This window comes from Poseidonibacter ostreae (assembly GCF_009208075.1).
Taxonomy (GTDB): domain Bacteria; phylum Campylobacterota; class Campylobacteria; order Campylobacterales; family Arcobacteraceae; genus Poseidonibacter; species Poseidonibacter ostreae.
Genome location: NZ_WFKJ01000001.1, coordinates 44,132 through 68,695, shown reverse-complemented (window position 1 = coordinate 68,695; position 24,564 = coordinate 44,132). Strand labels below are relative to the sequence as shown.

Annotated in this window: 22 protein-coding genes; 6 read left to right on the top strand and 16 right to left on the bottom strand. The window is 27.0% G+C overall.

The window, feature by feature from the left end:
- Window positions 1-8 precede the first annotated feature (8 nt).
- The 14 genes from GBG18_RS00350 to GBG18_RS00285 form a co-directional block, all read right to left on the bottom strand.
- Window positions 9-722, bottom strand: a complete 714-nt coding sequence (locus tag GBG18_RS00350) for a 2OG-Fe(II) oxygenase (protein ID WP_152187342.1) — start codon at window positions 720-722, stop codon at window positions 9-11.
- 241 nt (window positions 723-963) lie between these two features.
- A complete protein-coding gene (locus GBG18_RS00345; protein WP_152187341.1) occupies window positions 964-2,091 on the bottom strand; it encodes a GGDEF domain-containing protein in 1,128 nt (375 codons plus the stop codon).
- A gap of 21 nt (window positions 2,092-2,112) precedes the next feature.
- Complete coding sequence (locus GBG18_RS00340) at window positions 2,113-2,556, bottom strand: GatB/YqeY domain-containing protein (protein WP_152187340.1); 444 nt, start codon at window positions 2,554-2,556, stop codon at window positions 2,113-2,115.
- Window positions 2,557-2,601: 45 nt separating this feature from the next.
- On the bottom strand, window positions 2,602-4,560 hold the full coding sequence (gene abc-f, locus GBG18_RS00335) for a ribosomal protection-like ABC-F family protein (protein WP_152187339.1): 1,959 nt from the start codon (window positions 4,558-4,560) through the stop codon (window positions 2,602-2,604).
- 71 nt (window positions 4,561-4,631) lie between these two features.
- Window positions 4,632-6,491 carry a FecR domain-containing protein gene (locus tag GBG18_RS15250; RefSeq protein WP_193311037.1) on the bottom strand — a complete coding sequence of 620 codons (1,860 nt, stop codon included), beginning with the start codon at window positions 6,489-6,491 and terminating at the stop codon, window positions 4,632-4,634.
- Window positions 6,492-6,509: 18 nt separating this feature from the next.
- Window positions 6,510-6,656, bottom strand: a complete 147-nt coding sequence (locus tag GBG18_RS15245; RefSeq protein WP_193311036.1) for a hypothetical protein — start codon at window positions 6,654-6,656, stop codon at window positions 6,510-6,512.
- A gap of 77 nt (window positions 6,657-6,733) precedes the next feature.
- On the bottom strand, window positions 6,734-7,354 hold the full coding sequence (locus GBG18_RS00320; RefSeq protein ID WP_152187338.1) for a hypothetical protein: 621 nt from the start codon (window positions 7,352-7,354) through the stop codon (window positions 6,734-6,736).
- Between the two features lie 151 nt (window positions 7,355-7,505).
- Window positions 7,506-9,032: an IS1634 family transposase gene (locus tag GBG18_RS00315; protein WP_152187337.1), complete on the bottom strand. Its 1,527-nt coding sequence runs from the start codon at window positions 9,030-9,032 to the stop codon at window positions 7,506-7,508.
- Window positions 9,033-9,109: 77 nt separating this feature from the next.
- Window positions 9,110-10,108, bottom strand: a complete 999-nt coding sequence (locus GBG18_RS00310; RefSeq protein ID WP_193311035.1) for an SPOR domain-containing protein — start codon at window positions 10,106-10,108, stop codon at window positions 9,110-9,112.
- 16 nt (window positions 10,109-10,124) lie between these two features.
- Window positions 10,125-12,284 carry a CHASE2 domain-containing protein gene (locus GBG18_RS00305; protein WP_152187335.1) on the bottom strand — a complete coding sequence of 720 codons (2,160 nt, stop codon included), beginning with the start codon at window positions 12,282-12,284 and terminating at the stop codon, window positions 10,125-10,127.
- Window positions 12,285-12,288: 4 nt separating this feature from the next.
- A complete protein-coding gene (locus tag GBG18_RS00300; RefSeq protein WP_152187334.1) occupies window positions 12,289-14,607 on the bottom strand; it encodes an HD domain-containing phosphohydrolase in 2,319 nt (772 codons plus the stop codon).
- Between the two features lie 91 nt (window positions 14,608-14,698).
- Window positions 14,699-15,136, bottom strand: coding sequence for a rhodanese-like domain-containing protein (locus GBG18_RS00295; RefSeq protein ID WP_152187333.1), 438 nt, complete (start codon window positions 15,134-15,136; stop codon window positions 14,699-14,701).
- A 12-nt stretch (window positions 15,137-15,148) separates the two neighbouring features.
- A complete protein-coding gene (locus tag GBG18_RS00290) occupies window positions 15,149-16,033 on the bottom strand; it encodes a cation diffusion facilitator family transporter (RefSeq protein WP_193311034.1) in 885 nt (294 codons plus the stop codon).
- Window positions 16,034-16,035: 2 nt separating this feature from the next.
- Window positions 16,036-17,205, bottom strand: coding sequence for a pyridoxal phosphate-dependent aminotransferase (locus GBG18_RS00285; RefSeq protein ID WP_152187331.1), 1,170 nt, complete (start codon window positions 17,203-17,205; stop codon window positions 16,036-16,038).
- A gap of 81 nt (window positions 17,206-17,286) precedes the next feature.
- Here GBG18_RS00285 and GBG18_RS00280 point away from each other — a divergent pair, with 81 nt between their 5' ends.
- On the top strand, window positions 17,287-17,880 hold the full coding sequence (locus GBG18_RS00280) for a M48 family metallopeptidase (protein ID WP_152187330.1): 594 nt from the start codon (window positions 17,287-17,289) through the stop codon (window positions 17,878-17,880).
- Here GBG18_RS00280 and GBG18_RS00275 read toward each other — a convergent pair.
- Window positions 17,864-18,280 (bottom strand): DciA family protein, encoded by a 417-nt coding sequence (locus GBG18_RS00275; protein WP_152187329.1) that lies wholly within the window; start codon window positions 18,278-18,280, stop codon window positions 17,864-17,866. The two genes, GBG18_RS00280 and GBG18_RS00275, sit on opposite strands and share 17 nt — an antisense overlap.
- Here GBG18_RS00275 and GBG18_RS15240 point away from each other — a divergent pair.
- From GBG18_RS15240 to guaA, 4 genes are all read left to right on the top strand, one after another.
- Window positions 18,251-18,397 carry a hypothetical protein gene (locus GBG18_RS15240; protein ID WP_193311039.1) on the top strand — a complete coding sequence of 49 codons (147 nt, stop codon included), beginning with the start codon at window positions 18,251-18,253 and terminating at the stop codon, window positions 18,395-18,397. The two genes, GBG18_RS00275 and GBG18_RS15240, sit on opposite strands and share 30 nt — an antisense overlap.
- Window positions 18,397-19,851, top strand: coding sequence for an L-aspartate oxidase (gene nadB, locus GBG18_RS00270; protein ID WP_152187328.1), 1,455 nt, complete (start codon window positions 18,397-18,399; stop codon window positions 19,849-19,851). Before GBG18_RS15240 ends, nadB begins: the two co-directional genes overlap by 1 nt.
- Window positions 19,852-19,993: 142 nt before the next feature.
- A complete protein-coding gene (gene nhaD / locus GBG18_RS00265) occupies window positions 19,994-21,385 on the top strand; it encodes a sodium:proton antiporter NhaD (protein WP_152187327.1) in 1,392 nt (463 codons plus the stop codon).
- Window positions 21,386-21,549: 164 nt separating this feature from the next.
- Window positions 21,550-23,085 carry a glutamine-hydrolyzing GMP synthase gene (gene guaA, locus GBG18_RS00260; RefSeq protein WP_152187326.1) on the top strand — a complete coding sequence of 512 codons (1,536 nt, stop codon included), beginning with the start codon at window positions 21,550-21,552 and terminating at the stop codon, window positions 23,083-23,085.
- Window positions 23,086-23,350: 265 nt separating this feature from the next.
- Here the strand turns inward: guaA and GBG18_RS00255 are convergent, their stop codons facing one another.
- Entirely contained in the window at window positions 23,351-23,665 is a 315-nt protein-coding gene (locus GBG18_RS00255; RefSeq protein ID WP_152187325.1) for a hypothetical protein, read from the bottom strand.
- A 118-nt stretch (window positions 23,666-23,783) separates the two neighbouring features.
- Here GBG18_RS00255 and thiD point away from each other — a divergent pair, with 118 nt between their 5' ends.
- Entirely contained in the window at window positions 23,784-24,560 is a 777-nt protein-coding gene (gene thiD, locus GBG18_RS00250) for a bifunctional hydroxymethylpyrimidine kinase/phosphomethylpyrimidine kinase (RefSeq protein ID WP_152187324.1), read from the top strand.
- Window positions 24,561-24,564: the final 4 nt, after the last annotated feature.

Genomic DNA, 24,564 nt, shown 5'->3' with positions numbered 1-24,564 from the left:
TTATATCTTTAGTAAATAATGGCATCATGCCATTGAACTAAAGATACTCTAAACCCTTTTTTTACTTCTAAAACTTCATGTGTAAAATAAGGATTACTAAAAAATAATATCATATCCCCAGCTTTTGGTTTGATTTGAACTATTTCTCCTTTTCTATCATATAAGTAATTAAAAATCAATTCTCCACCATCAAAATTATTTTTTGAAACAATATCACTATGATTTGTTGTAAATAAAACAGATGTGATTTTTCGCTCTAAAGCAACAGGAAGAAAACCAACAACTTCATCATCTTTAAGCAATACGCTTGAGTCATCGCTATGTTGTTTATAGAATGAGCCTTTTGTATACTCTAAGGCTTGTATCTCTGTAGATGTTGTAATACACAAATTAAAAAACTTTTCGATATCCTTTTTATGTTTTAAGAAGTTTTCATTATAAAGATTTGTTTGAGTGGGGCTTAACTTATGAATATTAGTCTTTCTTATTGAAGTATCTTTTCCTGTTAAGTTTTTAATTGCTTCATATTTCCTAATCTCTGCTTCGCAAATATCTTGATTTAATCTCATAGAAGAAGTAATCTCATCACAAGTTTTTTCTGATAAAAAGTTTTTTATAATCATAAATGGAAGATCATAATAAGGATTTGGTAATATTCCTGTTTTGATATCCATTTGAGTAAGAAATTTCTTACAAAATATCTGGTTACTTATTTGTACCATTTTATTTTTACTCCATAAAAATAGTGCATTAATTTTAGAATATTTAAAAAGATATAATAAATTATATATGCATGAAAGAAGCCTAACATTTAATTATTGAGTAATAATTTAGCGTAGATCTAGGCTATCAATAGATTGTTTTTATGTTTTTGAAAGATTGCAAAAACGATATTATAATACAGATCAAGTACTATAAATATTGAAAGAATTGTAGCTGAATTTTTAGTAAATAGTGGAAAAACTAAATAGTTTTTCCATCTTCAAGTTTAATTTGGTTTCTACCATTTTCTTTTGCTTCATATAAAAGCATATCTGCTTTTTGAATTGCACTATCATAAGACTCATGATCAGATCTAATTGCAACACCAGCTGAAAATGTTACTTTAATTTCATGCTCTTTATATTTAAAGTTATTAGAAGTAACTATTGTTTTAATTCTTTTTAGGTATTGAAGAAGTTCTCTATTTAGATTAAAGTGAACAATAGCAACAAATTCTTCTCCTCCATATCTTCCAACAATATCATGGTCTCTTGTATTTTTTTCTAATATTTTTGCAAATGTTGATAAAATCACATCTCCACATTCATGTCCATGAGTATCATTTACTTTCTTGAAAAAATCTAGGTCAAAAAATACTACTGCGTATTGTGTATTATGTCTTTTATAAGAACTTTCGATTTTTTTGATTTCTTCATTATAAGCTCTTCTCGTAAGTAAACCTGTTAAATGATCTTTCATACTTTCATTTTTAGTTTTAGTAAGTTCTTCTTCTAATGAATTTACTTTTTCTTCAAGCTCTTGAACTTGAGTTTTTCCAGTTTGTAGTTTATTACTTACTTGATTCATCTCTTCTTCAATTGATGAAGCAGCATTTATAAGTTCTGTTTGAAGATCTGATAATTCTATTGCACCATTGTTTGTTAAATCAATAGATTGTATTTTTTCTTTTATACTTAATACATTTTTAGAACCAGAACCACTACTTGAAATAGCATCATTTAGATATTGTCCCATTAGTGTAACAAATTTTGAAATATCAGAAGTTCTTTGTATTACAATTTGCTTATCTCTTTGAAATCTTTGTTCGATAAATCTTTGTATTTTTTCTTGAATTTCTTTTTCAAATAATAAATTTGGATTTTTATTTATACTTTCAAATACTTGTTCAATCTCATCATCTGTTTCTGGACATATTGATGGCAGAACTGATTGTTTAAGAATACCTGCTAAAACATCTACATTTTGTGTAGAAACTCTTTTTAGAAGGATTGGAATGATTTCTAGAGTTTTTTCAATTTTGTTTTTTGTTACTTCATTCTTCTCAATTACAGATAGTTTTGAAAAAATTTCTTTAAATTCATTACTCATATTTAATCCTAAAATATATTATTAAGCTAAAAGTTTTTTAACCATTTCATTAATTCTTTTTCCATCAGCAATACCTGCAAATTTTTTACTAGCAGTTCCCATTACTTTTCCCATATCTTTCATAGATTGTGCATTTACTTGAGCAATGATTTCTTTCATTCCAGCTTCAAGTTCTTCATCACTTGCTTGAACAGGTAAATAAAGTCTAAATACTTCAATTTGTTCAGCTTCTTTTTCAACTAAATCATCTCTTGAAGCAGCCTTATATTGAGAAATAGCTTCTTCTCTTTGTTTAATACCTTTTTGAATTAGTTTAATAATATCTTCATCTGTTAATTCAATTCTTTCATCAACTTCAATTTGTTTAATCATTGTATTAATTGATCTAATTGAATCTCTTTTAACTATATTTTTTTCTCTCATAGCTATTTTAACATCATCTTTAAGTTGTTGCTTTAAACTCATTTCAATCCTTATATTATTTATTAGTTATATTATTATTATATCTTTTTAAGAGTTAAAACTTTCTATTAACTCTTCTAGCTGTAAAAATCTTTCAACTTTTGTTTCATAAATTGCTTCAACTTCTTCAAGCTCTTTAGAAACTGCTACTATCCCTTTAGCTTCATAACATTTTGAATCCATAAGGCATTTATTGATTTCTTCAATTTTCTCTTCTAAAGTTTCTATTTCATCAGGAAGCATTTCATAATCTCGTTGCTCATTAAATGACAGTTTTACTTGCCTCTTTTTTGTTATTTCTTTTGTTTTTTCAGATTCTTCTTTTTTTATACTTTTTTCTAGCGAGCTTAAATCTTTTAACTCTTTTTCAATCTCTAAGTATTCACTATAAGGCTGGAAACTCTCTTCAACTTGTCCATTTTTACCTTTGAAAACAAATAGTTTTTTTGCAATTTTATCAACAAAATATCTATCATGAGATACAAGAATTATTGCACCTTGAAAGTTTTCTAAGTACTCTTCTAAAATATTAATCGTAGGCAAATCTAAATCATTTGTAGGCTCATCTAAAACTAAACAATCTATATTTTTAGTAAATAAAAGTGCAAGAGCTACTCTATTTTTCTCTCCACCACTTAATACACCAATCTTTTTTTCTAAATACTCTTTTGGGAATAAGAAGTTTTTTAAGTAACCATAAACATGCATTGTTCTTCCATCTTGAAGTTCAACTAAATCTCCACCATTTGGACAGAAAGTGTGCATAATACTTTGATTATCATTTAGCATCTCTCTATGTTGGTCAAAATATCCTACTTTAAAATCACCTTTTTTAAATCGACCTGAATCGATTTTAAGTTTTTCCATAAATATTTTAAGCATTGTAGATTTTCCAGTACCATTTGGTCCTACAATTGCAATAGTATCTTTTTGTAAAATTCTAGTAGTAAAATCTTTAATTAAAAGTTTATCTCCAAGAGTTATAGCTATATCATCAAGTTCAAAAAGCATTTTCTTTTTATTTTGAGTTCTTGTATTTTCATCTGTATTAAAAGACTTTTGTTCTCTTTGAAGTTCAACACTCATTTTTCTAATTGCTGCTGGATTTGATTTAACTTTTTGTTTTAAATCTAAGTATTCTGCTTTTCTTCTTACATTTCTTTTCCGTCTTGCAGTAACACCTCTTTGCATCCAGTGAGCTTCTCTTTTAAATAATCTAATCATATTATGATGGTCTTTTTGCATATTTTCTAAAAGTTGCTGTTTTTGTTCTAAGTATGATGAATACCCACCTTGGAACTTACGTAATGTTCCATTTTCAACTTCAATAACAGAAGTTGCAATATTATCAATAAAATATCTATCATGTGAAATAAAAATAAGAGTAAAATTGTTTTTAATTAGAAGTTGTTCTAAGAACTCGACCATATAAACATCAAGATGATTCGTAGGCTCATCTAAAAGTAAAACATCAGGTTTTTTAAGAAGAAGTCCTGCAAGAGAAACCCTTCTTTGCTCCCCTCCAGAAAGTAGATTAACATCTTTAAATTCATACTCTTTTAAATGAAATTCTTTTAATACTCGTTCAATCATATTGTCTAAATCCCAAGCATTATGGAATTCTAAAAATGTTGCAAGTTCGCTTTGTCTATTGATTAATTCTGTATTTTCATAATCATCTACAATTTTAACAGATATTTCTTCATATTCAATTCTTGCATCTTTTAACTCTTGAAGTTGATTCTCAATCGCATCTCGAACAAGTAAATTATCATCAAATTTTGGATGCTGTGCTAGCATTTCTATTTTAATAGATTTATCAATTGCTTTTATACCATCATCTGGTTCAACTTCTTCTGTAATTATCTTAAGTAATGTTGATTTTCCTTGACCATTTTGGCCAATTACTGCAATTCTTTGACCTTGATTTAAAGTAAAGTTTGCATTTTTCAAAATTACTTTTGTGTCATATTGTTTTGAAATGTTTTGTAGGTCGATTAATGCCATATATTTTTACTTATCCTAATTTTTAGTTGAAAGGAGTTTATCTAAAAAATAATTAGTAGCTTATAAATACATTAATTTGCTTGATCTGCAGTAGTTTTACTCGCTTCAAAGTCACCTTTTATACTATTAGTTAAATTCTGAAAATAAACATTTCCTTTCATTGTATTAGCTTCATTCCCATAAAACTTTGCACTTCCACTTCCCCATAAATCTCCACCAGATAAGCTAACATTATTTTGGTTAATATGACCAGTAAATTCAAAATCTGGCACAGAAACCATATCAATCTTACCATTAGTTATATGATCTTGAGTTGCTCCAAAATCAATGTCCATTGAAATAGTTGTATTTTGGTCAATTGCACTTTTATTAAAGTAAGATGAGCTATATTGTGAACTTTCATCATATCTTGTACTATTAAAATTACCAGTGTATGTTGCTGTTGATGTATTATTTATAAAGTAATCTGTATTTGTAATTTCATCAATATCTCCGTATTCATACTTTTCAGCATCAAATTCACCTTCAAGTTTAATCTCATCATTTTGTAACTTAATATCTCCACTTATAATATTTGCTTCAGAGCCAAAGAAAGTAGCATCTCCACCGTCACCTACTGTACTATTTGCTGCTTTTAATTTTAATGTATTATCTGTTTTAAAATAACCATCAAATTCTAAATCTGCATAACCTGATACAGAAACTTTTCCATTTGTTACTTGATCATCATCTTTACCAAAGTCAATATCCATAGAAATTGTAGTGTCTGTTGGAATTAATAACCTATCGTTATTTCCTATTTTTTTATAATATTGTGTTTGCGAGTCAAAACTATTTTCATTAAATGTTCCAAGGTAACTTGCCTTACTTGTATTGTTTGTATAAAAAGAATCTGGAGTAATCAATTCTAAACTGTCTGTTAATGCATCAGCTGCTTCTTCTTGCTCTTTACCTAGTTCTTCTAAAGTTGCAAGTCTTTGAGCTTCTTCTTCTGCTGCAAGTTCATCTGCAAGTCTCTGTGCTTCTTCTGCTGCAAGTTCATCTGCAAGTTCTTGAGCCTCTTGTGTTATTTCCTCCTCCTTAGCTGTTTCCTCTAAGGTGTTAGTACTTTCCAATATATTATCATCTGCTGTATTAACACTTACTTCAGTAGTTTCAGTTGTTTCTGTTGTTTCTGTTGTTTCTGTTGTTTCTGTTGTTTCTGTTGTTTCTGTTGTTTCTGTTGTTTCTGTTGTTTCTGTTGTTTCTGTTGTTTCAGTTGTTTCAGTTGTTTCAGTTGTTTCAGTTGTTTCAATATCTTCTTTTTCTGTTGCAGTATCTTGTGCTTTATTTTCACTTACGGATATATCTTCATTCACTTCTTTTAAATCTTTTGTTTTTGTTCTATTTTTTTGTAATGAATTACCATTGTTTTTTTCCATATCAACAAATTCACCTTTATTTACAAGGATTTTTAAATTTGTTGAAGTTTGAGTAATCTCAATTTGTCCTTCTGTACAAAATATTCTTTCTTTTCCATTTGATAAGTCTGTGATTATTTGAGTACCACGAATACCAATTGAAGCACTTTTTGTTTTTAATTTAAAGTTTTGAGGTGCGATTTTTCCAATTTTTCCAGTAATAGTTCTAAATACACCTTTTATCATAGAGAATTCTGCATTTACGTTATTTTTATCTTCAAATAAGTAGTCATTAATTTTAAATATAGAGTTTTTACCAATAGAAATGATTGTTTCATCTTTAAAAAGAATTTGGACTTTTGAATTGTTTTTTGTTATGAGGGTATCTTTTTCTTTTAAATAAGTATCTCTTGTAACTTCAAATGTTTTACTGTCCCTTGTAATAGTTGCTTCACCTTTTAATGATACAATTTTTCCAATATTAGCAAATAGAATATTTGTAAATAATAGTATTAATACTAATAATTTCATTTTTTTCCTTTTTTCTTCTTACCAATTATATTTTTTTATATAATTAAGTTTTGTTTCAAATGTTTCATATGAATATGCATCTTGATTAGAATTATTTCTATTAAATGAAGATGATAAACTAATTGCATCATCTTTTTTAATATTATATACATAATTAAAACTCAAATTATGAGTATTGTCTTTTCTTTTATTATTAAAAAATGAATTAAAATATTTAAAATTATTTATTTCAAATTTATATCCTAAGTATACATATTTTTATTATTAAATCTATAATTATAAGCTATACCTAGCTCTTTTGATGCTCTATCTATGTCTATACGCTCTTTCTTAATTCTCGTTATTTTTCCTAAATTTAAAAATAAATTTATATTTTTTTGTAAATTATATAAAAATCCAAATGAATACTTTTCAAAGTTTTTATTTTTATTCTCACTATTAGTATAAAGTAACTTTTGATAATCTAAGGATGCTTTAAACTTTTTATTTGATATAAATGGGGATAAAGATAATATATTTATATCATTATTTTCTTTTTTTAAAACTCTACTTATATTTGATTCTAAACCATATAAATATTTATTGTAAATATAAGAGACACTCGGTTTGTATGTAAAAACAGAAATATTTTCATCTTTTTCATTTAGATAACTTTTATTATAGGCAAGAAGACTATTTTTTATTTTTATTGCAGTATTACTTTTTAAAATATTATTAAAATCTAAAGATAAAATCTCATTATGAAAATTATCACTAATAGGTTCTTCACCCCTAACAGATATATCCCCTAATCCTGGAAGTGTATATTGAGTTGATAAAAGTCCATTATTTACATTTGAATTATGTCCTGCTCCTAAAATCAAAGTTGCAGAATTATAAGTTAATTTTCTTTCTTTATTTAAATATTTTAAATACTTTTTAACATCTTTTTTTATCTCTTCTGTAATATTCTCTTTTAAAAGTATATTAAACTCTTTTTTTGCTTCTTTTTCCTGACTTCATCGCTGGGACACCCTAAGTTTCTTTTGCAATAATGTCTAGTAAAAACTTCTGTTCCTCATCCATGTTTAAAAGTATTTTTTCTTTTGCTTTTGAATCAGGTAAAGTAAATTCTAATTGATAAATATTCTGTATTATTTCTCTAGCAGTTTGAACACTAAATGGAGCATTATGTTTATATAGTAATCTTTCAAGTTCTTTATAAATTGTATATGCTACAAACGAAATTGAGATATGGGCTTCTATTCTTCTTTTTGCAAAATGATAAATAGGTCTTATTTGTAAATCACTTTTTGACATTCTAAAAGCTTTTTCAATATGCCAAAGATTTGAGTAGTTTGATATTACTGCATCAGCTGATAAATTTGTATTTGTAATATATCCTTTTAATCCATCCCATTTTGAATCAGCATTAAATTTATCATAATCTATTTCTACATTTACATCATTTTTTAAATGAAGATATTTATTGTATCCCCTTGCATTTATTTTATCTTTTGTAAGTTTTCCTGATTTAACTTTCTTTTCAAGTCTAATCAAGCCTTTCTTACGATTATAAGCATCTTTCTTTGCTCTTTTATCAGTATATGTAATGATTAGTTTATCTTTATCATCTTTTTTAATTATTGCACTTTGTCCATCAACACAAATATTTAAATCTAATATCTGTTTTGAGATATCATCTGTATCATTTTTGATTCTTGCCCCAAGAATGTATTGATAATCTTTTACTTTTAATTGTTCTATATTTTTCTTTGATAATAATCCACTATCTGCAATAATAATTGGTTTTACAAGGTCAAATTTCTCTTGGAATTTTTCAAGTACTGGTATTAAAGTATGTCCTTCAAATGTATTCCCTTTAAACAGTTCATATCCTATTGGATATCCTTTTTCACCAACTAATAATCCTAACATTATTTGTGGGTCTTGAAATTTACCATCTTTACTAAATCCTATTTTTCTAAAATCATCTTCATCTTGTGCTTCAAAGTACAATGTAGTCATATCATAAAAAACTACAGTTATATTTTTTAATACTTTTTTTGTATGAAGAAATGCAATCTCTTCTACTTGATCTTTATATTTTGAATTTAACTTATCTAAGAATCTATAGATTCTTTGCACTGATATTTCCCTATGTTCATATCTTCTTAAATAATCAGTTAATTTTAATTTACTTCCTTGGTAGATTATTCTTGAAAGTACTAAATCTTTAAATAGTTGGTCTTGTATTACATTAAAGCCTATACTATCAAAGAGTCTTCCAAATACAAGTTCTGCACCTACTGCTGTTATATTTGAATTTGATAATGATTTTGTGAAGTTTAAAATATTTTCATCAGTATTACTTAAAAAATTAAAAGTATCTTGTTTTTGAAGTGTTGGTATTATTTTATATGCTTCTTGATATAGCTTTTCAATTTCATCTAAATCTTTTGAGGAACCAACTGTTTTAACAACTTTATATTTTCCAGATGATTTATCTATAATTTGGACACTTACGGTACCACTTTTATTACTCTTTTTTCTTACAAACATGAGTTATTATACACTTGGGACACCCAAATATGAGTTAATTGATAATCTAAAGCCCTTTATTAAGGGTTTCTTGTTTTTTAATTTAAATAAGCGACGAAGTCAGGGGCAAGAAGACTATTTTTTATTTTTATTGCAGTATTACTTTTTAAAATATTATTAAAATCTAAAGATAAAATCTCATTATGAAAATTATCACTAATAGGTTCTTCACCCCTAACAGATATATCCCCTAATCCTGGAAGTGTATATTGAGTTGATAAAAGTCCATTATTTACATTTGAATTATGTCCTGCTCCTAAAATCAAAGTTGCAGAATTATAAGTTAATTTTCTTTCTTTATTTAAATATTTTAAATACTTTTTAACATCTTTTTTTATCTCTTCTGTAATATTCTCTTTTAAAAGTATATTAAACTCTTTTTTTGCTTCTTTTTTTAACTTTAATTTTGTTAATAATCTTGCATAATCATATCTTGCTTTATTAAACTTTGGATCTTGAATTAAAACTCTTTCAAATGCTATTGATGCTTCATCATACATTCCTAGTTTAATTGCACTTTGAGCTAAGAAATAGTTAATATTTAGATTATAGTTATGTTTATAAAAGAGTTTATTAAATAGTTCATATGACCGTTTATAGTTTCCAATATTGTACATCGTTGAAGCAGTAATATATTCATTAGAAGATTCAACATCTAGAATGTACTCTTTTTCATCTTCTTTTGCTTCTTTAACAATTGTTTTATTCTCTATTGTACTTTTAGTATAAAATAATATATTGTATTTTAAATCTTTTAAATCTTTTTTTACAAAACTATCTTTATAAGTAGTCTTTTTTAGCTTGTTTTGTAAATCTTTTGCACTTTGAATATCTTTGATTTGATTAACAATTAAACTATAGTTTTCTTTTTTATGCGTTCTTACAACTAAATTTTCAATTTTTAATAAATCATTAACTTCTTCTATATATTTTTTTGCGATATTTTTATTTTTTGTTGATGCTATGTATAAAGTATAGGTGCTTGCACTAATACTTAAAAATGGAAATAGTAGAATAATAGTAAAAAATAATTTCATATATAATAGCCTTTTATTATTTGCTTTCATGTTTGTAAACCTCTTGGAAACTGTTACTATATATATATTCTTCACATCTTGCTAAATATAATTTATATAAAGTACAAGGATTTAAAGTAACTAGTTCTTCAAACAGTTTTCTTGATTCTTGTAGTTGTGCTTTTGTAAAAATACTTATTGCTTTATTATAAATTTCTAATTCTTCATTAAATTGACTTGATATTTTATTATTGCTAATTACTTCCCATAACTCAATAGGTTCATCTTTACCTTTTAATTTTACATAGTCTAGATATCTAAAAGTATAAGAGTTTTTAAGATTATTTTTAGTGAAGTTTGTAATAATTAGCTTTACTCCATAGAATTTACATAAAGATTCAACTCTAGAACCAATGTTGATAGTATCACCAATAAGAGTATAATCGCTTCGCCCAATACTTCCAATCTCTCCAACAGTTGCAATACCTGTTGTTATACCTATTCCTATATCTATTAAAGGCTGCTTGTTTTTTTCTAGAGTTATATTTAAATTTTCTAACTCTTCTAATTGCTCTAGTGCACTTTTTACTGCTTTATCTTCATGGTCTTCTATATCAAAAGGAGCGTTCCAATATGCCATAATTGCATCACCAATATATTTATCAATAGTACCTTTGTTTTTTGTGATTATTTCACTCATTGGTGTCATATATTTATTAATATATTTTACTAATAAATCAGGTTGTTTAATATCTTCAGAGATTTTAGTAAAGCCTCTAATATCACTAAAAAAAACTGTAATTTCTTTATTTTGTGCTTGGAGTTGATTATTATTTACATTTTTTAATAATTGTTCCATTACATCTTTTGATACTTTTGATGCAAACTTATTTTTAATCTCATCTTTCTTTTTAATTTCATAAAAATATTGCAACATAATAGTAATAATAGTTGATAATATAATTGCTGTTAATGGGAAAAATATATTTAATACTAAGCCATAATTAAAAAGAATGAAATAGATTAAATAAGAGCATAAAAATAGTAAGCTAGTAGTTAATAAAGGAATAAATAATAGATGTATCTTTTTTGTTATGTATACAACAAAAAAAACTAATACAAAGATAATAAAAATATTTGCTCCATCAACCCATGATGGTTTATACAAAAAATCTTTTGCAATAATATTATCAATCACATTTGCATGCACTTCAACCCCTGGAAATATTGATTCAAAAGGAGTTGCCCTTAAATCATATAAGGCTGCTGCTGAAGTTCCTAATAAAGCAATTTTATTTTCAATATCCTCTTTTTTAAAAGTATTATTATAAATATCTACTGCTGATATATAATCAAATGTTTTTTCTTTTCCTCTAAAGTTAATAAGTAATCTACCATGTCTATCAGTTGGAATAATATAGTCATTTAATTGTAGATTTTTTACACCATTTTCATTATAATTAATATTGATTCTTTTAATACCTAGTGCAATTCTAAGTGTTTCAAGTGCAAGAGATGGATATATTTCATCATCATATGAAATAATTAAAGGAACACTTCTAATAACCCCTGAATCATCTGGTATGTTGTTGAAAAATCCACTTGAATATGAACTATCTTGAATTATTGGGATATTTAAAATTGTTCCATTTGCTTGAATTAAATGATTCTTTCCTAGCTTTTTATTTTTCTCAATAAACATTGTTTGAATTGAGGGAGCTTCTTTATTTATATGTTTTTTTCTTTGAAATTCAAATTGATATCCTAATATTGTAGGTGTTGTAGCAACTGTCTGCGCAAACTCAAAATCATAATTAGGAATATTTTCTTTTTGGATATTTAATTTATCAAAAACACTATGTGGAGAGGTTCTATCTTCTTCTGCAAAGACAATATCCATTCCAATTATTGCAATATCTTTATCTTTTAAGTTTCTTAATATTTTTGCTAATGTATTTCTAGACCAAGGCCATTGTCCTAGAGATTGTAAGGACTTTTCATCTATATCAATAATTACAACACTATTGGTTTTTGGAGCTATTTCACCTCTTATATTAAACATATAATCTTTTAATCTATTATCAATAGAATTTGGAAGTTTAGGTGCAAATATATATATTAAACTTATACTTAAAGCTATAAAAATAGATGCTAGTATATAGATAAAATCTTTTTTTAACTTAGCCTTTGTAATCATTTATTTACTTCATATCAATTTGTTCAGGGGATAGGGCTTCATTTGCATATTTATGTAAGATTTCATTATTAAAGAAGAATTCAGTTAAATCTTTGTCAATTTCTCCCTTTTGTACGAGGTTATTTAATATATTATATGCTTGAGATAATTTCATCGCATCCTTATATGGACGCTGTGATGCTGTAAGTGCTTCAAATACATCTGCAAAAATCATTATTCTATCTTCTAATGTAATTTGATTTGCATGAAGACCTCTTGGGTATCCTTTACCGTTTAATTTTTCGTGATGATTACATGCTATATTTAAAACGTCTTTATATTTTTTAGGGAAAGGTAAAGTTGAAATCATTTCAAGTGATAAGTGTGCATGATTTCTAATAATATCAATTTCCTCACGTGTAAGTGTTCCTTTTTTAATTGATAGATTATATAGTTCTTCTTCATTTAAAACAGGAATTTCTTTCCCATCTTTTATATATTTTAGTTTAGCAATTTCTTTTAATTTAAGGATATCTTCATCATGCATAAACTCACCACCTTTATTTGTGGCTTTTAAGAATTCTATATGACTATTTAAGTTTAATATCTCTTTTTCATAATCTTCTTTTGACATTTCATTTTTAAGATATTTAATCTCTACATCTTTTTTTATTATTTCAAATCTAAATTCAATTAACTCAATTCTATCAAATATTTTTTCTAGTTTTGTTGCTTTATCAATAATATGATCTGGCATTGAAATTTTTCCAATATCATGCATCCATGCTGCAAGTGCAATTTGCTTGTAATCATTATCATTATATTTTATTTTTTTATAAATAGTTTTATCATCATTTATTGCTTTTGCTAAAAGTAGGGCTATTTTTTCTACTTTTCCAATATGGTCTGTTGTATATGGTGATTTTGCATCAATTGCTTTTGCAATTGTTGATACAAATGCATTTAAAAACTCTTCTAAACTTAAAATTAATTGAGTATTTGTAAGTGACATAGCAGCTTGTGAAGCTAAAGATTTTATTATTTTCTCATCAGATTTATTAAAGTCTACTATTTTATGATTATCCATTTTATTAATTAATTGAAGTACTCCCATAACTTCATCTTCATGGTTAATCAAAGGAATTACAAGCATAGATTTAGATCTATATCCTGTTTTTTTATCAAAATCTTTTGTACCTTTAAAAATATATTTTGTAGTTTTATAAACATCTTTTATATTAATAATTCTTTTTTCATTAGCACAAACAATTGCAACCATTTCATTATTTATAGTTCCATCTTCTAAACTAAAAGATAAGGGTTCCCAATTAAGATTGTTTTTATTCATTTTTAATGAATCATTTTGAATAACTTTAAAATCAAGTTTCGCTCCATCTTTTGATTTAAGATATAGTGTTCCAGCATCAGAACCTGTAAGCTTTCTAAGAAGTGCTAAAATTTTGTCTAAAAGGATATCTCTGTTTGTTTCAGAAGATAAAGCTAAGTTTATTTTCATAATCTCTTGAAACTTATCTTCACTAATTAGATTATGTTCAATTGTTCCTTTATCAATATGGATAACATCACCTTCTAATAAAATTTTACCACCATTTTTTAATATCTCATTCTTTTTAATATCTTTTTTAATATCTTTTGTATAAAGAGGTTTTAGATGATATAAAAATATAGTTATATCATCTCTTTTTAAATTTACTAAATCTTCTTTTATTAATTCAGCTGATAAATGATTTGTAGTTTTTGCTAAAGAAGTTAATTTATCAGGAAAAGAACACTCTAAAAGTAGAGCTTTTATCTCTTTGTTTTTATTTATTTCTTCCCATAAAGTTGGATTTTTATATGTATCTCCACTTATTATAAAACCTTGATGATTTTTTGTAATTACAAAACCACAAGCACCTTTTATATGTACAGCAGGAATTGCTTTTATTTTATAATCATCAATTTCTATAGGTTTATTAATTTCAATTTCTTTAAAAATAAGAGAGTCTTGATCCGAATTTATTAACTTTATTTTTGTAAAATCAGGCCATACTAAATCATTAAAAGAGTGATTTCTTAGAATATCAATAGTTTCTTTTAATGCATATATTGTTAAAGGAGTTTTTCTTTTTTCAAAATAACTTTCAATTATAAAAGGTAAGTCAGATATATGATCAGAGTGAGAATGAGTTAAGAAAATATGATTTATTTCTAAAGCTTCATCTCCTAAAGAGTTTATAACATTTCCAGCATCAACTATAATATCTTTAAAAATTTGGAATGATGTTGTTCCCATTCCTTTAGCTTTACTTCCGCTAGCTCCTAGTATCTTTATAAAATTCATGAAAATCCTTTTGTATAAGGATTTAGTATAGCTAAAAAAAGTTTATTATTTAATAATAAATATTTACTTTTATTTACTTAGTATTAACTTATTATTTTTCAGTTGGAAGTTTTACTTTTAACCAATCATATTGAAATCCGTATCGTACGTTATAAATGTTAGAAAAGCCTTGTTCTGCTAATAGATTACTTGCAAGTTTTGTTCTTGAACCACTTCTACAAATTAAGATTATTTTTTTATGTATATTCTTTTCTGATACTTCATAAATTTCATTTAAAAAGTTTCTATTAAAAACTCTCTTCCCATTTTTTGCATAAAAAATTGGTATATTAATTGAATCTTTTGCTCTTAATTTTTTAAATTCAGGTTTTGTTCTAACATCAATTAGTAAAGCATCATTTTGTTGCATTATAAAAGCTTTATTTGAAGATATATCATCTTTATAAAGCTTTGCAGTTTTATAGTTTGTTTGACTATTTGAAAATAAAAAAGTTGTAATAAGTAGTAATATAAATAGAATTCTTTTCATTTCTTTTCCTAATTATTTCATATCATTAATTTCAAAATCATCATATGGATCCATATGAATATTTATTATCCAATCTCTGTTTTTATCTAAGTTTTCTATTTCTTGCTCTATTTTATCACTTGTTTTATGCGCATTCATAAGTGTAATAATACAATCAAAAACTAAATGAACTTCTACAAAAGTTTGATGTCCAGCTTCTCTAGTTTTTAAAAGATGATAAGCATTTACATTTTCATTATGTTTAATAATATCTTCGATTTTATGAACAAGATCACTATCAACTGCTCTATCTAATAAAACTAAAACACCGTCATGAATTAGTTCATAAGCTGAGTAAATAATATATAATGCAATTCCACTTCCTACAATTACATCAATCATTTCATATCCTGTAAAATGAACAAGAACTAAAGATGATAAAACAGCAACATTAGAATAAACATCTGTTTTATAGTGTAGTGCGTCAGCTCTAATAACCATAGAGTTAGTTTTCTTTGCAACTTTATTTAAATAAATTACTAAAAAAATTGTAATAATAAGAGAAATAATCATAACAATAATTGATGTCTCAACATACTTTGATATTTCACCATTTATTGCTTTTTGTATTGCTTGATAAAGCAAGAAAAGTCCAGATATAGTAATAATTGTACCTTCAATTACGGATGCAAGTGCTTCAATTTTTCCACGACCATAATTAAACTCTCTATCTGCTGGTTTTTCAGAGTTTGATATTGCAAAATAGTTAAAAAGTGATACGAACATATCAAGAACAGAATCAATTGCTGAAGCTAAAACAGCAACTGATCCACTAGCTATTCCTATAATCAATTTCATTATAGTAAGAAGGGCCGCAACCGAAGATGATACGACCGTAGCTTTTTTTTGTGGAGTCATAATTATTTATTCTCTACAAAATCTTTGATTCTTCTAATTCCTTCTTCAATTGTTTCTAAATCTGTAGCAAAAGAGAATCTAACATAACCTTCTGTTCCAAATGCAAGTCCTGGAACTAAAGCAACACCTTTTTCTTCAAGTAAATCTGCACAAAACTTCATAGAATCAGATGTAACACCTTGTATGTTTATAAATAAATAAAATGCACCATCTGGATTAAAAGAGCTTAATCCATCAATTGCATTAAAAGATTTAACTGCTACATCTCTTCTTTTTTCAAACTCTTTTCTCATGATTTCCATTGTTTCATCAGCTTCACCTTCAAGCGCAGGAATTGCTGCATATTGAGTGATTGAATTTACATTTGAAGTTACTTGACCTTGAAGTTTAATCATACTTTTTACAAGTTCAGGTCTAGGAGTTGCTAAATATCCAAATCTCCATCCAGTCATTGCAACGGCTTTACTTAAACCATTAATTGTAACAGTTCTCATATACATATCATGAGAAACTTCAGCTGCTGCTGTGAATTTTTTTCCATCATACATGATTTTTTCATACATCTCATCAGATAGTACTAAAATATCTGTACCTTCAAGAACTTTTCCTATTTCTACTAACTCTTCTTTTGAGTAAACAGCACCTGTTGGATTAGATGGTGTATTTAATAAAAGAATTCTTGTTTTGTCAGTAATTGCATTTTTTAATTGCTCTGCTGTTATTTTGAAATCAGCTGAATCATCTGTTTCAATAATTACAGGAACTCCATCAGAATATTTTACTTGTTCAGGGTATGTAACCCAGTAAGGTGCTGGAATAATTACTTCATCACCTTTTTCAATTAATACTTGAAAAAGATTAAATAATGAATGTTTTGCACCATTACTAATAATAATATGATCTAAGTTATATTCTAAATTATGGTCTCTTTTTAACTTATTAATGATTGCTTGTTTGGTTTCAGTTATTCCCTCAACGGCTGTATATTTTGTGTGTCCATCTATAATAGCTTGAATAGCTGCTTGTTTAATAACTTCTGGAGTATTAAAATCAGGTTCTCCTGCACTAAAACTTAATATATCTTTACCTTGAGCTTTTAGCTCCCTTGCTAGGGCTGTAATTGCCATAGTAACCGATGGAGATAAATTTTCCATTCTGTTTGCAATTTTCATTAATGTTTCCTCTTATGTAATATGGATCATATTTCTATGATATAATTCGTGATTATAACAAAAATAATCTTAAGGAAAAGTTTGGAATTTCAGCATAATCTTGATTCTTTGGTGCTTACTGTTAAATTAGTAAATAAAAAGAGTATTAAGCATTGTTATTTACGTGTTATAAATAATAATGAAATACAAATTAGAGCAAATATGTACTTTACTAAAGAAGATGCTAAAGATTTACTAAAAAGAAAAAAACAGTGGCTTTTAAAAGGCTTAGAAAAAATCAGTTTAAATAAATTAGAAAATGATGAATTTTTATTTTTTGGTAAAACTCAAAAGTTAATTGACTATAAAATTACAAATATCGATAAGTTTTATAGAATAAAAATAGAAGAGATAATTCCACCTTTAGTTGAAAAATATTCAAAACAAATGAAACTTTATCCAACATCAATAAAATACAGAAAAAATAAAAGAACATGGGGCTCGTGCAACTATAAAAATGGTTTGAATTTTAATACACAATTATGTAAATTTCCTATAGAAATTGCTGAATATGTTGTTATTCATGAACTTGCACATATAAAACATAAAAATCATTCAAAAAAGTTTTGGGATTTAGTAGAAGTTTACTGTCCTGATTATAAACAAAGAGAAGCTTTATTTAAGTCTTTGTTATGATATTTCTAATAGATTCAAATTTTTTATAAATATTTTCATCTTTTGCTCTATTTATAAATATTCCATTTGAACGTTCTTTATACAAAGGTTCTTCTTTTATTTCTTTTGATTTTCTCTCAATTTTATTTGTAACAAAAAAAGCTATTTCATTTACATTATCAAAATTGGAGTTTTTTAATAATGATTTTATATCTGCTTTGTTATACTCAAACTCCATTTTATAAACAGGATGGGTTAGTACAAAATATAAGGTTTGACCTTTTATATAGCCAAACTTAACTCCCTTTTTTAGTTTCAAAGGAAGTACATCTATAAATTTTTCAATTGTAGATGATGTGTTAATCTTTCTGAATTCAGGATTATTTTTAAGATGACTAAGTATTTCATTCAATTTTTTCATATGTTAATTATAGCAGGTTTTATATTATCTTTTAGTGCTTGTGGTTATAAAGGTGACCCTGTTTATGTGTCAGATAAAACAACAAAAATAAAAAGTAATAAAGAAGTTTCAAAATAATGATATATGATTATATAATTATAGGTACAGGAATTGCAGGTTTAAACGCTGCAAGACTTATACCTGCAGATAAAAAAGTGTTAGTATTATGTAAAAAATCTCCTTGGGATTGTAATACTTTCTGGGCTCAAGGTGGAATTGCAACTGCTGTTGACGATGTAGATATTCCTGTTCATATTCAAGATACCATGACAGCTGGCGTAAATTACAACGATAAAGAAGCAGTTGAGCTATTAAGCAAAAAATCTTTAAAAGCAGTAAAAAATATTATTGATGCAGGTTTAAAGTTTGATTTAAATGATAAAGGTGAATTAGCATATACAAAAGAAGCAGCACACAGTAGAAGTAGAATTCTTCATGCTGATGGTGATGCGACTGGAAGAATGATTCATGTATTCTTATTAGAACAGTGTAATCATGAAATGGCAACAAATGCTGTTGTAAATGATTTACTTATTGAAGATGGTATTTGTTATGGAGTTCAGTTTTTTACTTCTGAAACAGAGCAAAGAATTGTTTATGCACACAATACAATAATTGCAAGTGGAGGAATTGGTTCTCTTTACAGATATCATACTAACTCAACAGCAATTGCAGGAGAAATTCAAGGACTTATTGCACATAAGGGCTTAAAATTAAAAGATATGGAAATGATGCAGTTTCATCCAACAGTTGTAAAAGGAACTCACTTTGCAAGAAAACCTTTACTTTCAGAAGCTTTAAGAGGTGAGGGTGCACATATTGTAGATGAAAATGGATATAGATTTTTAAAAGATTATCACAAAGATGAAGAATTAGCTCCAAGAGATGTAGTTAGCCGTTCTATTTTTGATTATCATAAAAAAACTGGTTTAGGTGTTTTCTTATCTTTAGATATGTTTACTAAAAAATACTTTATGAAGAGATTCCCTAATATTTATTCAAATTTAAAAGATTTAGGTTATGACTTACCTGCTGAAAAAGTTCCAATATCACCTGCTTTTCATTATGCAATGGGTGGAATTGAAACAAGTCTTGATGCAAAAGTAAAAGGTATAAAAAACCTTTATGCAGTTGGTGAAGTTGCATGTTCTGGTGTTCATGGAGCAAATAGATTAGCTTCAAACTCTTTGTTAGAAGGATTGGTTTTCTCTCAAATAGCAGTTGAAACTTCATTAAAAGAAAATTTTAAAATATCAGATGAAAATTATACTAAAAATATAAAATCTTACACAAGAAATCAAGAAATTGATAAAAAAATTAAAAACAATCTAAGAAAGATTATGTGGAAAGCAGCTTCAATTGTAAGAGATACAAAAGAGTTAGAAGATGCCTTATTTGAGATTGAAGAATATTTGCAAAAAGATGTTGGAAGACTATTGTTTTTAAGACTCTTAACTGCAAAAGCTATAATTCAAAGTGCAATTAATAGAAAAGAATCTATGGGTGCACACTTTATTCGTAATAAGAGTTGATACATATATTTTAAAGTTGACACTTTCTTGACAAAAAATTTACATTTTCTATTATTTTAAGGCTGTTTACGGCAAAATCTATAATTAGAAAGAGCACTCAAGTGTACTATTTTGCTATGAGTGCATTATTTAAGGAGAATTAATGTTAAAATTATTAATGACATTACTGATAACATCAGTATCGTTATTTGCAGCTGGCGGTGGGGGTGAACATGTTGAAAACCCTGACATAACGATGACATGGGTTGGTTTATCATGTTTATTCATATTTGCTATTGGATACTATTTTATTGCCGCGGAAGATAAATACGAAATAGATAAAGCTAAGCCAGCATTATTTATTGGTACATTTATGTTTATTTTAGTTGCAATTTATTATGTACTAAATGATTTAAATATGGATCTAATTCATATTCAAGCAAATCACTTAATCTTAGAGATTGCAGGTATTTTCTTTTTCCTATTTGTTGCAATGACATATATAGAATCTTTAATTCACATGGGTGTATTTGATGTTTTAAAATACAAACTTGTAACAAAAGGATATACATATAAACAATTATTCTGGGCAACTGGAATTATTGCATTTTTCTTATCACCAATTGCAGACAACTTAACAACAGCACTTATTTTAGCGACTGTTTTAGTTACAATAGAGAAAAAGAGATTAGATTTCTTAGTGCCAGGTGCTATTAATATTGTTGTATCTGCGAATGCAGGTGGTGCTTGGTCTCCATTTGGTGATATTACAACACTTATGGCTTGGACTGCAGGAAAAGGAACATTTACTGACTTTTTATTCTTATTCCCAGCTTCAATTATTGGATATTTAGTAACAGCTTTTCTTTTATCTAAGTTTGTTCCAAATGAAGTTCCCTCATTTGATGCAGAGAAAGAGATAAAACCAGAGATGGCTGAAGGTGCTAAAGTAGTTATGGTATTAGGTATCTTAACAATTGCTTGTGCTGTACTTTCTCACCAAATATTACATTTACCAGCTATGTGGGGTATGATGTTTGGTTTAGCTGTACTTAAAGTATACTCTTATGGTTTAAAGAAAAGACATGGAGTAGAACACTTTAAAATTTTTGATTCAATTGCAAAAGTAGAATATAATACACTATTATTCTTCTTTGGTATTCTTTCTGCAGTTGGTGCTTTATACTTTATTGGATGGTTAGCATTAGCAGCAGTTGTTTATGATCCATCAGTATTAGGACCTACATGGTCAAATATTGGAGTTGGATTCTTATCTGCAATTGTTGATAATATTCCAGTAATGTCTGCGGTACTTAAAGCAAATCCAGCTATGGGACTTGATCAATGGATGCTTGTTACATTAACAGCTGGTGTTGGTGGTTCTATGATTTCATTTGGATCTGCTGCTGGTGTTGGTGTTATGGGTAAATTACATGGTATTTATACATTTAGTTCACACATGAAATATGCTTGGACTATTGTAATTGGGTACTTTGTATCTATTGGTGTATGGTATTTACAATACGAAGTTTTAGGATTCTATCATATAGGATAATTTCCTTTTACAAAATAGAAAAAAGCTATCAATTAATTTTGATAGCTTTTTTTTTGCAAAAAAATAAACTTCTTTATTTCTCTACTTAACTAAAAATTTACTACTTTTTAGATACAATCGCACTTAATAATAGATATATACAAATCAAACGAGGATATTAATATATGAAACATGTACCAATTGTAGTATTAGATTTTGGTAGTCAATATACACAAATCATTGCTAGAAAACTTAGAGAATCAGGTGTTTATTCTGAAATTGTGCCTTACTCTGAAAGTATTGAAGATATAATGGCTAGAACTCCAAAAGGAATTATCCTTTCAGGAGGTCCTGCTTCTGTTTATGCTGAAGATTCTTATCATCCAGATGGAACAATTTTTGAACTTGGACTTCCAATTTTAGGAATTTGTTACGGTATGCAACTTATTTCACAGCACTTTGGTGGTTCTGTAATTCCTGCTGATCACCATGAATATGGAAAAGCAAAATTAAACTTTGAAAAAGAAAATCCTATTTTTAAAGATACTAAAGATGGACAAACTGTATGGATGTCTCATGGTGATAGAGTTGAAAAAATTCCAGCTGGTTTTGAAAAGATTGCAACTAGTGAAAACTCACCATATGCAGCAATTGCAGATACTCATAGAAATGTATATGCATTTCAATTTCATCCTGAAGTATATCATTCAGATGAAGGTGCAAAACTTCTTAAAAACTTTGCAAAACATATTTGTCATTGTGAATCAACTTGGAATATGGGTTCTTTTGCAAAAGAACAAATTGCAAAAATTAAAGAACAAGTAGGTAGTAAAAAAGTTTTATGTGGTGTTTCAGGTGGTGTTGACTCATCAGTTGTTGCAACTCTTTTAGCTGAAGCAATTGGAGACCAACTAATTCCAGTATTTGTTGATAATGGATTATTAAGAGCAAATGAAAGACCTCAAGTTGAAGCAATGTTTAAAGCAAGAGGTGTTCCTTTAATTACTGTTGATGCTAGTGAAGAATTCCTTACAAAACTTGAAGGTGTAACTGATCCTGAAACAAAAAGAAAAATTATTGGTGAAACATTTATTGAAGTATTTGATAAAGAAGCTAAAAAACATGATGGTATTGAGTTCTTAGCACAAGGAACACTTTACACAGATGTTATTGAATCAGTATCTGTAAAAGGGCCTTCAAAAACTATTAAGTCTCACCATAATGTTGGTGGTTTACCTGATTGGATGACTTTTGAATTAATTGAGCCATTAAGAGAAATTTTTAAAGATGAAGTAAGACTTTTAGGACTTGAATTAGGACTTCCAAAAGATATGATTGGACGACATCCTTTCCCTGGACCTGGACTTGCTATTAGAGTTATGGGGGATGTTAATTCTCCTGATTTAGAAATTTTAAGAAAAGCTGATACTATCATGTTAGATGTATTACATGCAACTGGTTACTATGATAAAACATGGCAAGCATTTACAGTACTATTAAACGTAAAATCAGTTGGAGTTATGGGTGATAATAGAACTTATGATAATACTGTTTGTGTAAGAATTGTTGAAGCAACAGATGGAATGACTGCAACATTTGCATACATTCCTCATGATATTTTAGAAACAATCTCAAGAAGAATCATCAACGAAGTTGATGGAATTAATAGAGTTGTTTATGATATTTCATCAAAACCACCAGCAACAATTGAGTGGGAATAATTTTTAAGAATTTTCACATATTTCTCGACGAATTCTAGCATTGATGTACTTTTAGTACATCCTTGCTAGACTTTGATAAAATTTACATAAAACTTGTTAGAAATTAAATTATTAAAGGAAAACATTGTTAGATAAAATAAAAGAAAGTAAAATTGCACAAATCTTATTTGTAAAAGTATTCGTAGTTGTAACTCTTATCGGAAATTTATATTTCGGACAATAACTATATCTATCATCTAGAAAAAGTGTGCAAAATTGATTAACTCTATCCTAAATCTAAAGGCATAAAGTTTTGTTGCATTTCTATACTTGTATAGCGTTCATTTTCTTCTTCTAAAATCTCTTTTATTCTTTCTTCTATTGCATCCAAAAGTGAGTTTTTATCCATATTATTAGTATTTATTACTGCATGAATTTTAATAGCTTTCTCTTTGATTACAGATAATTCTTCATTTTCTAAGTTTGAGCGTACTTTACATGCAAGTTCATTCATAATACACTCTTTATCATAACCACATACTTTTATATCTACATCGATTTTCTTTGCTTTTTCTTGCAAAATTTTTAAATAGTCATACATCATAGTCCTTTAATATTAAAATATTATAAACAAAAAATGTTAATGAATTATTTATATAGAAAAAATCTAAAATAGGTTAAAATCTAAATTCTTTAGTATTAAAGTATAAAGGTAAAAAATGAAAGTAGTATTATCAATAGCAGGAAGTGATTGTAGTGGTGGAGCTGGGATTCAAGCTGATTTAAAAACATTTGAGGCTTTTTCTGTTTTTGGATGTTCTGTTGTTACTGTTTTAACTGCACAAAATACTACAGGTGTAAAAAGTATTAGTGAAGTAAGTGCCAAGTTTGTAAAAGAGCAATTAGAAATGATCTTTGAGGATTTTGAAATAAGTGCTATAAAAATTGGTATGCTTTTTTCAAATGAAATAATAGATGCAATAAGAGAATTTATTAAAGATTTGGATATTCCAATTGTTTTAGATCCTGTATTTATTTCAAAAGCAGGTTCAATGCTTTTAAGTTCTGATGCAGTTTTAAATATGAAAACACTTTTCGATTATGTAACAATTATAACTCCAAATCAATTTGAAGCCGAAGCCCTTTTTGATTATGAATCTAAAGATATCTTATCAATAGAAAAGATTAAAGAATTAAAATGTGCAACTATTATAAAAAACAGTATTGAAAAAGATAAAAGTATTGATATTTTATACTCAAATAACAAGACTACAACCTTTGAAACACCACATTTAATTTCAAGAAATACTCATGGTACAGGATGTAGTTTTTCAAGTGCAATTGCTGCAAACCTTGCTTTAGGAAAAAGTCTATTGGAAGCTATTGATATTTCAAATAAGTTTATATATCAAGCAATAAAAAATGCACCAAATTTAGGTGAGGGTAAAGGTCCTATTGCACATAAAATAGGAAGTGAAAAAATAGTATTAAATTAAAATG

Bases quoted from the DNA above. Each gene is read 5' to 3' on its own strand.
- GBG18_RS00350 (WP_152187342.1), bottom strand. From the start codon at position 722: ATGGTACAAATAAGTAACCAGATATTTTGTAAGAAATTTCTTACTCAA.
- GBG18_RS00345 (WP_152187341.1), bottom strand. From the start codon at position 2,091: ATGAGTAATGAATTTAAAGAAATTTTTTCAAAACTATCTGTAATTGAG.
- GBG18_RS00340 (WP_152187340.1), bottom strand. From the start codon at position 2,556: ATGAGTTTAAAGCAACAACTTAAAGATGATGTTAAAATAGCTATGAGA.
- abc-f (WP_152187339.1), bottom strand. From the start codon at position 4,560: ATGGCATTAATCGACCTACAAAACATTTCAAAACAATATGACACAAAA.
- GBG18_RS15250 (WP_193311037.1), bottom strand. From the start codon at position 6,491: ATGAAATTATTAGTATTAATACTATTATTTACAAATATTCTATTTGCT.
- GBG18_RS00315 (WP_152187337.1), bottom strand. From the start codon at position 9,032: ATGTTTGTAAGAAAAAAGAGTAATAAAAGTGGTACCGTAAGTGTCCAA.
- GBG18_RS00310 (WP_193311035.1), bottom strand. From the start codon at position 10,108: ATGAAATTATTTTTTACTATTATTCTACTATTTCCATTTTTAAGTATT.
- GBG18_RS00305 (WP_152187335.1), bottom strand. From the start codon at position 12,284: ATGATTACAAAGGCTAAGTTAAAAAAAGATTTTATCTATATACTAGCA.
- GBG18_RS00300 (WP_152187334.1), bottom strand. From the start codon at position 14,607: ATGAATTTTATAAAGATACTAGGAGCTAGCGGAAGTAAAGCTAAAGGA.
- GBG18_RS00295 (WP_152187333.1), bottom strand. From the start codon at position 15,136: ATGAAAAGAATTCTATTTATATTACTACTTATTACAACTTTTTTATTT.
- GBG18_RS00290 (WP_193311034.1), bottom strand. From the start codon at position 16,033: ATGACTCCACAAAAAAAAGCTACGGTCGTATCATCTTCGGTTGCGGCC.
- GBG18_RS00285 (WP_152187331.1), bottom strand. From the start codon at position 17,205: ATGAAAATTGCAAACAGAATGGAAAATTTATCTCCATCGGTTACTATG.
- GBG18_RS15240 (WP_193311039.1), top strand. From the start codon at position 18,251: ATGACTAAGTATTTCATTCAATTTTTTCATATGTTAATTATAGCAGGT.
- GBG18_RS00275 (WP_152187329.1), bottom strand. From the start codon at position 18,280: ATGAAAAAATTGAATGAAATACTTAGTCATCTTAAAAATAATCCTGAA.
- nadB (WP_152187328.1), top strand. From the start codon at position 18,397: ATGATATATGATTATATAATTATAGGTACAGGAATTGCAGGTTTAAAC.
- nhaD (WP_152187327.1), top strand. From the start codon at position 19,994: ATGTTAAAATTATTAATGACATTACTGATAACATCAGTATCGTTATTT.
- guaA (WP_152187326.1), top strand. From the start codon at position 21,550: ATGAAACATGTACCAATTGTAGTATTAGATTTTGGTAGTCAATATACA.
- GBG18_RS00255 (WP_152187325.1), bottom strand. From the start codon at position 23,665: ATGTATGACTATTTAAAAATTTTGCAAGAAAAAGCAAAGAAAATCGAT.
- thiD (WP_152187324.1), top strand. From the start codon at position 23,784: ATGAAAGTAGTATTATCAATAGCAGGAAGTGATTGTAGTGGTGGAGCT.